The 8,256-nt window shown below is 59.7% G+C and carries 7 protein-coding genes and 2 tRNA genes; 5 read left to right on the forward strand and 4 right to left on the reverse strand.

Annotation, left to right across the window (positions count from 1 at the left end):
* Positions 1 to 59 precede the first annotated feature (59 nt).
* Both HKN37_08965 and HKN37_08970 read left to right on the forward strand, forming a co-directional pair.
* Positions 60 to 941, forward strand: coding sequence for an ATP-NAD kinase (locus HKN37_08965; GenBank protein ID NNE46777.1), 882 nt, complete (start codon positions 60 to 62; stop codon positions 939 to 941).
* Positions 942 to 1,043: 102 nt separating this feature from the next.
* Positions 1,044 to 1,116, forward strand: a tRNA-Phe gene (locus tag HKN37_08970).
* 142 nt (positions 1,117 to 1,258) lie between these two features.
* On the opposite strand, the gene HKN37_08975 is transcribed toward HKN37_08970, so the two are convergent.
* A complete protein-coding gene (locus HKN37_08975; GenBank protein NNE46778.1) occupies positions 1,259 to 2,473 on the reverse strand; it encodes a phosphodiester glycosidase family protein in 1,215 nt (404 codons plus the stop codon).
* Positions 2,474 to 2,795: 322 nt separating this feature from the next.
* Between HKN37_08975 and HKN37_08980 the strand changes: the two genes are divergently transcribed.
* Positions 2,796 to 2,869 (forward strand) — tRNA-Asp (locus HKN37_08980).
* Positions 2,870 to 3,181: 312 nt separating this feature from the next.
* On the opposite strand, the gene HKN37_08985 is transcribed toward HKN37_08980, so the two are convergent.
* A complete protein-coding gene (locus HKN37_08985) occupies positions 3,182 to 4,378 on the reverse strand; it encodes a hypothetical protein (GenBank protein NNE46779.1) in 1,197 nt (398 codons plus the stop codon).
* Between the two features lie 893 nt (positions 4,379 to 5,271).
* Here HKN37_08985 and HKN37_08990 point away from each other — a divergent pair.
* Complete coding sequence (locus tag HKN37_08990) at positions 5,272 to 5,700, forward strand: OsmC family protein (protein NNE46780.1); 429 nt, start codon at positions 5,272 to 5,274, stop codon at positions 5,698 to 5,700.
* A 110-nt stretch (positions 5,701 to 5,810) separates the two neighbouring features.
* Here HKN37_08990 and HKN37_08995 read toward each other — a convergent pair whose 3' ends face one another.
* Both HKN37_08995 and HKN37_09000 read right to left on the reverse strand, forming a co-directional pair.
* Positions 5,811 to 6,257: a hypothetical protein gene (locus HKN37_08995; protein NNE46781.1), complete on the reverse strand. Its 447-nt coding sequence runs from the start codon at positions 6,255 to 6,257 to the stop codon at positions 5,811 to 5,813.
* Positions 6,258 to 6,492: 235 nt separating this feature from the next.
* Complete coding sequence (locus HKN37_09000; protein ID NNE46782.1) at positions 6,493 to 7,698, reverse strand: patatin; 1,206 nt, start codon at positions 7,696 to 7,698, stop codon at positions 6,493 to 6,495.
* A 278-nt stretch (positions 7,699 to 7,976) separates the two neighbouring features.
* On the opposite strand from HKN37_09000, the gene HKN37_09005 reads away from it, so the two are divergent.
* Positions 7,977 to 8,256 (forward strand): hypothetical protein (locus HKN37_09005; protein ID NNE46783.1); only part of this gene is annotated, 280 nt, incomplete at its 3' end.

The following is an 8,256-nucleotide window of genomic DNA, read 5'->3' on the forward strand; positions in this document are numbered from 1 at the left end:
TTGTGCAGAACGACGGCTAGTTTCGAGCCGTCCCGCACGCCACAGGTGAACCCACCAGCATGATATACGGAGTAACCGGGAACACGGACAAGGACGATCTCTGGCAACCCGTTGCGGACCTGGTCCGGTGGTTCAAAGAGCGGAGCATCACGTGTCGCCTGGCGACCCCGGTCGCCGAAGGGCTGGCCGCTCGCAATCTCATGTCGGCTCACGACGCGAACACGCTCGCGACCAGGGACGTTGCTGAGGCCACGGACATCCTTCTCTCGTTTGGTGGGGACGGCACGTTCCTCAATACCGCTCATATCGTCGGCGGCAGGGCACTCCCCATCCTAGGGATCAACATCGGCCGACTGGGATTTCTGGCAGACATCGAGGTCGAGCAGGTACGCCAGGCGATCGAGCAAATTGAGGCCGGGCGGTATACGATCGAGGAGCGGATGGCGCTTGACGTAGCGATTTCGTCCGACGGCACGACAGCGTCCGAGTGGGCGCTGAACGAGGTCGTTGTGCAGCGGAGCGGCACGGCCGGACTCATCTTGATCGAAGTGAGCGTCGACGGCGCCACGTTGAACACCTACTGGGCGGATGGCCTGATCGTTTCAACGCCGACGGGATCCACTGCTTATTCCCTCTCGGCCGGCGGACCAATCATGGAGCCAGGCTGCGGCTCCGTGCTCCTCACTCCCATCGCGGCGCACTCGCTGACTATCCGGCCCATCGTACTGCCAGACACCGCGGTACTGAAGGTGCAGGTGCGTGTACCGGAGCTGGCTCACGTGGTATCGGTTGACGGCCACAGCCTGGTCGTCGATCGTGGGGAGACGAGCCTGACCATTCGGCGCGCGGCGCACACCGTACATCTTGTTAAAACCGAGGGCAGCAGCTACTACGAGACGCTCCGCAACAAGCTGATGTGGGGCGTTCGCAAGGTGGACTGATGGCGGATCCGCCGGCTCGTGAAGAGTTGGCGCGGAGTGACAGGTGGAAACTGACCCGGTTGACAGGCGTTTTCAGGCGCCAGTATCTTTAAAGATGCCAGAGGTCAGGTAGCTCAGTTGGTAGAGCAACGGACTGAAAATCCGTGTGTCGGCGGTTCAATTCCGCCCCTGACCACATGACGATAGAACAAGCCGGCGACTCGCCATGAGTTGTCGGCTTTTGTTATTTCACGGGCGGCCACAGGGCCGAGATTTCGGTGCCGAAGTGGTCCGATAGAACTCGAAACATTTCCGATGAGTAGCAGCGTCGAATTAACTCACCGATCCCTCAACAAGAGCACGTTGCTCACCGGCCTCTCGCCAGTTCGGTCGGAGGGGCTGTTGACGATTTCGCCTTCGACCACCATCGTCGTCGAGCCACCGCCGTCGAAGTTGAGGGCGAAGTCACATCCCCACTTCCGAAACAGTTGGGCCAGTCTGATCAAATCCATTCCGGCGGCAGAGTCGCTTCGGCCGTCCACCACCACCATATACAACCAGTTCAGGTCTTCATCATACCCGACCGCGGTTCTCGGGTGGAGATCCGTCACAAAATTCGCGCGAATCCCCTCCTCCGCTGCAAAGCGAACAGGATCGACTACTACGGAGTCGCCCGATCTGTCAATCAGCCTGGGCAACGCACCGAGCACGCCGTCGACCGGCGTCTGAAGATTCTTGAGCCGCGCCAACAACAGGAAGTCCCCCGATGTATCGCGTCCGACAACGTTTGCAGTCGAGTCAGGAAAGACCACGACAACTTCACCGCGAGCAACACTGAATGCACTGGCTCCCGAACCGTTGTAGGTCAGCCGAAGCGGATCATTCGGAATCCACGTGTGGTCGATCGACTGAAACGAGGAGTATGCCCACCCCGCCGAAACACGTACGCTGTCAGGATACCGGTCCGTAAATACTCTTGACCTGCTGTCACTTTCCGACAGATTGACGGCTTCTATCTCAATGACACTCTGATCCGGAAGCGTCAAGCTCAGACTATACTCGGGAAGACCGAGAGCTACGTCGTTCGCTTCGTTGAATGCAAAGATCGACCGTGTCATCCCGGTCCTGTCGTCGGTCCCGTACCACGGCCCGCGCCAGAGGTGGCCGTCGTCAACGAACATCCCGACAGGCGTTCCATCTCGGTGCCAGAAGTCCGCGTTGATCGCCACGAGCGGTTTCTCGCCGCCCGCGCTCAGCCGCTCGAAGATCTCGGAGGTTCTCTCAAACCCAAACAGACTGTCGTTGGATGTCTCGGCATCAAGCTTCAGGCGCGGCTGATTGAGATCGGCGACCACGACGTGCAGCCGCTGCTTGTCCGTATCGCTGTACATCTTGATATAGACGAGCCCGTCAGCGATCTCTCTTTTGACAACGTCGTAGGACTCGTCGGGGGCGAGCGCCAGGTCGCCGACCGTAGGCGGTAACTCGCACGCGGACGTCAGTGCGACAACAGCTACAAGAGCGATTTGGATGGGATGAATCCGATGAGTCATCAATACGACGTGCTGTACGGTTGGCTACTTTCCTGTAAGTCGAGTGCGCTTCTGTCTTGAAACCAGCCCAAAGCGGGTAGTTTCCCGTCGCCTGTCATGCCAGTCTCGATCTCGCCGATCTGCGCGCAGGGCGTCCATTCAAACCTTCCGCACAGCTTCCAGTTACGTTTCACACCGATCTGTCAGTGAAAACGCGTGGATGTCGGCTCGCATCGCACATGAGGGCTATGTCCTCACCGAATCCTCAAGGATCGTTGTTGCGTGCGGAACGTTCAAATTTCTATCTTAACAAGCTACGAATGGACTTTGTAGCAACTGCCCTGGTCCGGTAGTTCAGTTGGCTAGAACGCCGCCCTGTCACGGCGGAGGTCGCGGGTTCGAGTCCCGTCCGGACCGCTTACCCAAGCCGTACATCACTCTTGCACAGTGGTTTACGGCTTTCGTGTTAGGGGCAACGGTCACAGCCCGGACACTTTTGAGCAAACCGAATCCCCGGGCCTCCGGACGCTGCGCGTTCTCGGTCCGCCGGACCGTAGTCGACAGGGGGTCGCCGGCACGTGTCCCCCTCCTTCGCGCCGATCACGGATACCCCGATTGTCGAAGGTCTCTCAGAACACCGTTCGTAACGTCGGTGCACTCGGAATGATTATCGCCGGTCGTCGCACCAGATCCGCTCACACAAAGTGATGGAGAGCTGCCAAAGCGGGTTCAGTCCCCTGCTACAGAGCTCGCGAATGCCTGCCAGTCCTGCGCCGTCTGCATCGATGGCAGCCAGCTGGCCTGCAGCCGGTCCGCATCGTATCCGGCGTAGTCCGCGATCTCGAAGCTCGACCGGTTGCCCAGCCACCCTGTCGCCTCGTCGATGGCGCGCAGCACGACGGGCTCTCCGGGCGGGGGCGTCTCCGGGAGACGGGCCTCCAGTACGGCATCCATCCAGTTGAAGAGCAGGGTCTGATCGTCTACCGGGATATGCCCTGTGCCCTGCTCGATGACCAGCGACCACAGCGCACCCTGGGGTCTGTTCTCCTCAAACACGTCAGTGATATTAAGAGCCCTGTTGGGCGCGTCTTCACCGCCGATGAAGAGATAGCCCGGGACGCGCCGGGCCAGTCCCGCATCTCCCAAGTCGTGGCAGCTTCCCTTCGCGGTCATGAAGCCAATCACGCGATCGGGGTGGTCGAGGGTGAACTCGTAGGCGAGACAACCGCCGAAGGAGAAGCCCATCGCCAGCACCGGTGCCTTCGCCAACTCCGGGTGCCCGCTCTCCTCGGCGAAATGCTCCAGAGCTCTCACAAGGAACACAGTGCTTCTCGTCACTTCAGCGCCCATTAGCGCCAGCCCGTAGGTCTCGGCGAGCTGCAACGATCGCTGCCGCTCTGCTGCTACGAACTCGTTCAAGCCAGGAGCCGCATTCGTCCTCGGGATGCCACTCGCGAACCCCCGAGTGTCCTGAGTGCTTGGCTCTCCAAGGAAAATGACGCCCCGGTACGTTGAGCCGCCAGCGGGGAGGTAGAGTTCGTAGAAATCTCCAGCTTCGTCAAACTCATACAATGTAATGCGCAACAGTGAGACGTCGTGGCTGTTGTCGCCAGCCGAAACGTTGATCTGTCTCGTGTAATCGTCGAAACCCGTCTCACTGACCCGAAGCGCGTTGGCCCCCAATGGCACGTCTCGAAACTCGAAACGACCCGCCTGGTCCGTCGTCTTCGTCTGAGCGCTGTTCAACTCCACCGTGATATCCGATAGCGGGCTGTTGGTGTCCTGATCTCGCACCACGCCGGAGAGGGTGACCGGGAGGTCATCTGCAGGGGGATCATCTGCGACGCTGCTATCACAGCCAATCCAGCTGGTAGAGATCAGCACCAGGACGGCGAGCAGGAGGGATGAGCCGATTCGTATTCTCATAGCGAGGTGCGAGGTGCGCTGGTATAGATTGCAGGGCGTTCCGGTCGTAAGGTATTCCCCTACAATACGGTCTGGGTGGATACGAAGTCAATTTGCCATCTCACCGAGCAACACAACATCTCGCGCCGCATAAGCCAGCTGATGGTCTCGTTGATGCGCAACTGAGCTTCGGCATTCTTGTGTTTGCCGTTGTATGAACAGGCCACCTTCTCATTCGCCTACCGGGGCAGGTGACTCTCTAAACCTCCATAGACCGGCACCGCCGAGGCTGTCGTACGGACGCCCGCTTCGTTAAGGAACGAGGCAAAAAGCTCTAGAACGGGTTCCGATGAGGGCCTGGCAATCCCCACGCGCCCTTAACCCGATCTCGAACCCCAGCGTCAGAGGCCCCTCCGCCGACAAGCCTCCGCGAGCGCCTTGAGTTCCGTTAGCAGCGCGTTACGGTCGGTGGCAAGCGGCGCGGACGGCTTGTATCTTCGTACCGGCGGTTCCACTCGGCTGGAGCCGCTTCGAAGGGAAGCGTGACTTGTGGCTTGTGCTTTAGGTGTCTCCAGAGGCAGATCACAACGCCGACGGGACGGGACGCCGGGTAATCGGATTGGCGGTCGGGATAGAGATGAACGGACATCCGTTTGGTCGGCTATCGCGATCACGATGTAACAATCAGTAGCAACCGAAGTGAAGCACTCTCGAACAAGAACGGAGATATCCAACTCTGAGATGGACCTATCCTCCGTTCGCCGTTGTTCGGTAATAGTCGCTCAGAATCGCGGGTTCGAGTCCCGTCCGGACCGCTCCTACGAAGGCGCTGCTTCTTGTGGAGGCAGTGCCTTTTTGAAATGCGCCGGACCGGTTCCGGCTAACAACTCCAACCACCAACTGGCATTGAACCAATGAAGCGAAAGGGATCGGCCGTCTGGACAGGCAGCATCAAGGAAGGAAGCGGCACCGTTTCCACAGAGAGTGGCGTTCTTTCAACTGTAAACTACTCATTCAGCAAGCGATTCGGCGATGAGCCCGGGACAAACCCGGAGGAGCTCATCGCGGCTGCACATGCCGGCTGCTACGCGATGGCACTGTCGGGCGAACTGGGCCGCGGAGCCGGATTGACGGCCGAGCGCCTGAGCGTTTCGGCGACCGTTTCACTTGAGAGAATCGAGAGCGGCTTCGCCATCACGGCGGTACATCTCGACCTCTCGGCAAAGGTCCCGGGTGCATCGGAAGAGGCGTTTCTTGCAGCCGCGGACACAGCCAAGGTCAACTGCCCCGTGTCGAAAGTGTTGAACGCGAAGGTCACACTCGACGCCCAGCTTGAGTCGTAGTCCGGACAGGACGGCGACCGAACGAGAAGCGTCGTCTCCGCAGGAGGCGGCGCTTTTTGCGTTACGACGCTCGTGAACAAGTCCGACCGGCAAATCGACAGGACACAGTCCTATCTGCCCATCTCTTTCTTGACGAGTTCTTCGACCTGCTTCCGAACGGTGATATTCTCGAAGACGATCCCGACGCATGCGTCCGGCATCCTGAACGCCTTCACCGAATAGTAGCTTCGACCGATAGCCTGGTCGCCGGGATACTCGAATGAGCCCAGGTCCACAGATTTTCCGGACGTCACGACCTCGGCATAGATCCTCGGGAGCCCCGAGCCCGCGAGTCCCGGAAAAGCGTCGAGAATGTACTTGCCAACACGAGATACGAGGTCCGCGCCTGTGAAGTCCGATGCTGCACGATTTACGTAAATGAGCTTCAGCGTGCGAGGCTCGTCCGGGTGCTCCAGATGATAGATCAAGAGACCAATGTTCAGCTCCTCAAAAATCGAGGAGACAATCGACGTCATGGTCTCGAAACTGTCCGGTGACTGCAAGTCGCTTTTCTTCATAGCCGTGCTGGAGTCTGCGGGTGTAAGTCGGTGTACTGAGTGGCTCCCGCTCAGGTTGCACGTTGGTACCAGGAACACGGGGATTCCTGACAGGCGCTGAATCAGTACGAAGGCGGGAACGGCAAGTCAAGCACCTCGCCATCGAAAGAGCGACCGCAGGATTTTAGACGCGAGACGAGTCCGTAGCACGCCCAGCATCTGCCTAGCGGCGTAGTCGCCGACAGGCACCGCCACATCATGTGCTGACGTGCGTCGCCTCCAGCCTCGGCGTACTCACTTCATGCGAATAGAAGAACTGCTCGATCCGGTCTCGCTGCCGACGGCCGTCTTCGTAACCTACTTCAATCAGTCGTTGGACATAACGGGGCTCAAACAGAAGCATGCTCAGCCAGTCCGGGCTTTTAGACTGGCCGCCTCCGAGCCCCCTGGACATCGTTCCAAGGACTCCGCTGAGCTCGGCCTCGAACTCACCGGCCAGCCTGCCTATGTCGATCGAGGGTCGCATGACAAGCAGATGTATGGGTCGCATGCCCAGTCGCCGGGACTCCGGAAGCTGATCCAGCAGCGCGTTGAGCCGATCCATCGTCAGCGCATCCTGATCGAGGGCATCGAGAAAGATCGAATTCATCAGGACACTGAAGATCTGCGACGTCGCCGGGTAGCCCTCGAACGCCGGATCATCCGCTTCAGCACGCGACCTCTGGTACCGTGTGGAGATGGCCATGATGCGCGTGCAGCCAAGATGTACAAGCGGCGCCAACGGTGCGGCCAGCCGGATACCCCCGTCGCCGTAGTAGGCGTCGCCGATTCGGACGGCAGGAAATAGCAGCGGCAGGGCGGTCGACGCCATGATGTGCTCAACCGTGAGCGTCGTGTTGATGCCGATCCGGGTCGGTCGCTCCCACTTGCTGATGTTCCGACCCTGGACCCACGTGACGGTCTGCCCCGTCGCGTAGTTTGTGGTCACGACGGCCACGGCCTTGAGGCGGTCCTGGGCAAGTTTCTGCGAGATGCAGCTCAGCTTGCCATCCTCCGCCTTGAGTTGGACCGTCAGAAACTCACGAAGCGGCATCGTGTCAAGCAGGGCCTTACCGATCCATTCCTCGTCCTCGTCCTTTCTGAACATGAGGCCGCGCAAGAACGAGAAACTCGACTCCGCGGCAAAGACGTTGTCGGCACGAATGTCTGCCCACCCCTGAACCAGCTGATCGACGCTCATCCGCAGCGGCCCGCACGTGTTAGACAGATAGGCGGTGTTGATCGCGCCCGCCGATACTCCGGTCATGACATCGAAATCGACGTCCTCAAAGGTCTCGGCGATGTAGCGCAGCACACCGGCCTGGTACGCCGCACGCGCACCTCCTCCACTGAGCAGCAATCCGAACTGCTGAGACCTGGAATCAGAACCGAACCATTCCCTCACCCTTTCGATCAGGTTCATCGGCACATTGTGGAGTTCACGAGTGGTGGAATTCAAGATTGCGATGCACCTCCAAAAGAGCAACTCGGACGCAGGATTCGTCAGTGTGTCCAGGTCGCGGCTGTTGCGGTCGGTCCTGCACAGGCGCGCAGCCGCGGAGTCGAACGAGAGGCCGGGACACGCGGCTGGTCTGCGAGAGCGCGGGATACCATCCGATCCCGGGTATGTGCCCATTCTCGCCCCGACCGGCTATCTTGGTCTCGAAATGACTCGACGAAGGAGGCAAAACGGGCCCGGCATTGTCTGATACCGCGAAATACATTCTTGCGCTCATGGACATACCGGGCGTCGGGCGTGTGGCCGCAGGCCGCCTCGCGGAGCATTTTCCGGATCCCCGTTCCCTGCTTGAGTGCCCGCGAGAACAACGGCTGCTGCGACTCAAGGGCATCGCACGGGCCTCCGAGATCGTGGCGGAAATCGAGACCACGCTGTCGGCTCGTATCGATTCTGCTGCCGAACAGCTGGATGAACTGAGTAAGCACGAGATCAGGCCCGTGACGATCCTGGACCCTGAATGGC

The sequence above is a fragment of the Rhodothermales bacterium genome, assembly GCA_013002345.1.
Taxonomy (GTDB): Bacteria; Bacteroidota; Rhodothermia; order Rhodothermales; family JABDKH01; genus JABDKH01.

Excerpts from the sequence above, each read along its gene's own strand:
- HKN37_08995 (NNE46781.1), bottom strand. The coding sequence starts at position 6,257 with ATGAAGAAAAGCGACTTGCAGTCACCGGACAGTTTCGAGACCATGACG.
- HKN37_08990 (NNE46780.1), top strand. The coding sequence starts at position 5,272 with ATGAAGCGAAAGGGATCGGCCGTCTGGACAGGCAGCATCAAGGAAGGA.
- HKN37_08985 (NNE46779.1), bottom strand. The coding sequence starts at position 4,378 with ATGAGAATACGAATCGGCTCATCCCTCCTGCTCGCCGTCCTGGTGCTG.
- HKN37_08975 (NNE46778.1), bottom strand. The coding sequence starts at position 2,473 with ATGACTCATCGGATTCATCCCATCCAAATCGCTCTTGTAGCTGTTGTC.
- HKN37_08965 (NNE46777.1), top strand. The coding sequence starts at position 60 with ATGATATACGGAGTAACCGGGAACACGGACAAGGACGATCTCTGGCAA.
- HKN37_09000 (NNE46782.1), bottom strand. The coding sequence starts at position 7,698 with ATGAACCTGATCGAAAGGGTGAGGGAATGGTTCGGTTCTGATTCCAGG.